Below are 1,454 nucleotides of genomic sequence, written 5' to 3'. Positions count from 1 at the left end.
AGGAGGTCGCGGCCCTCTGCGATGCGGCGCTGGGCGCCCCCGGCGCCCTGGAGGAGATGGGCCGCGAGCGCCGCGCCGCGCTGCTCGACGCCCTCGCCGACGCCCTGGACGCGCGCCGCGAGGACGTCGTCGCCCTCGCCGACCGCGAGACCGCGCTGGGCGCCACCCGCCTGAACGGCGAGCTGACCCGCACCACGTACCAGCTGCGGTTGTTCGGCGAGGTGCTGCGCGAGGGCTCCTACCTGGAGGCCACGATCGACCACGCCGGGCAGACCCCGATGGGGCCGCGCCCGGACCTGCGCCGGATGCTCGTCCCGCTCGGGCCCGTGGCGGTGTTCGGCGCCAGCAACTTCCCGCTGGCGTTCTCCGTGCCCGGCGGGGACACCGCCTCCGCCCTGGCCGCCGGCTGCCCGGTGATCGTCAAGGCGCACGGCTCCCACCCGGCGACCTCGAAGCTGTGCTTCGAGGTGATGGACGCGGCGGCGCGCGAGTTCGGCGCGCCCGCCGGCACCCTCGGCATCGTCTTCGGCCTGCAGGCCGGTGCGGACCTGGTCGCGCACCCGGCGGTGCGGGCGGTCGGGTTCACCGGCTCCGTCAACGGGGGCAAGGCGCTGCTGCGCATCATCGAGGACCGCCCGGACCCGATCCCGTTCTTCGGGGAGCTGTCCAGCCTCAACCCCCTCGTCGTCACCCCGGCCGCCGCGGCCGAGCGCGGCGAGCAGATCGGCCGCGACACGGTCGCCTCGTTCACCCTGGGCGCCGGGCAGTTCTGCACCAAGCCCGGCCTGCTGTTCGTCCCCTCGGGCCCCGACGGCGACGCCGTCGTGGAGGCCATGACCACCGCCGTGCGGGAGGCGTCGGCGCAGGTGCTGCTCAACGGCGGCATCGCCGACTCGTACGAGCGCACCAGCGCCGAGCTGAGCGAGCAGGAGGGCGTCACGGCCCTCGCGCACGGCGCGCAGCCCGACGGTGAGGGCGGTTTCACGGCCGTGCCGCTGCTGCTGTCGACGAGCGCGGTGGGGATGCCGCGCGCCGTCACCGAGGAGTGCTTCGGCCCGTTGAGCACCGTGGTGCGCTACGACGACGAGAAGCAGCTGCTGTCGGCGCTGGAGGAGGTGCCGTCCTCGCTGACGGCCACCGTGCACCGCGGCGAGGGCGAGACGGAGCTGCCGGCGACGGTGGTGCGGGCGCTGCGCCCGCTGGCCGGGCGCATCCTGTTCGACGCCTTCCCCACGGGGGTGGCGGTGTCGTGGGCGCAGCACCACGGCGGCCCGTGGCCGTCGACGAACTCCCAGCACACCTCGGTGGGCACCAGCGCGATCCGCCGGTTCGTGCGCCCGGTGACCTTCCAGGCCGTGCCGGCCGAGCTGCTGCCCGAGGAGCTGACGGACGGCTTCACCGGCATCCCCCGCCGCGTCGACGGCGTCCTGCACACCCCCTGACCCCTCCCCCAC

The 1,454-nt window shown here is 75.5% G+C and carries 1 protein-coding gene; it reads left to right on the top strand.

The window, feature by feature from the left end; translation table 11 throughout:
* On the top strand, window positions 1–1,442 hold a 1,442-nt coding region (locus tag V9U69_RS10550; protein ID WP_337061728.1), incomplete at its 5' end, for an aldehyde dehydrogenase (NADP(+)).
* Window positions 1,443–1,454: the final 12 nt, after the last annotated feature.

The organism is Kineococcus sp. G2 (assembly GCF_037154035.1).
Lineage (GTDB): Bacteria > Actinomycetota > Actinomycetes > Actinomycetales > Kineococcaceae > Kineococcus.
The sequence above is the reverse complement of the archived record's forward strand: the minus strand, read 5'-3'. Positions and strand labels throughout refer to the sequence as shown.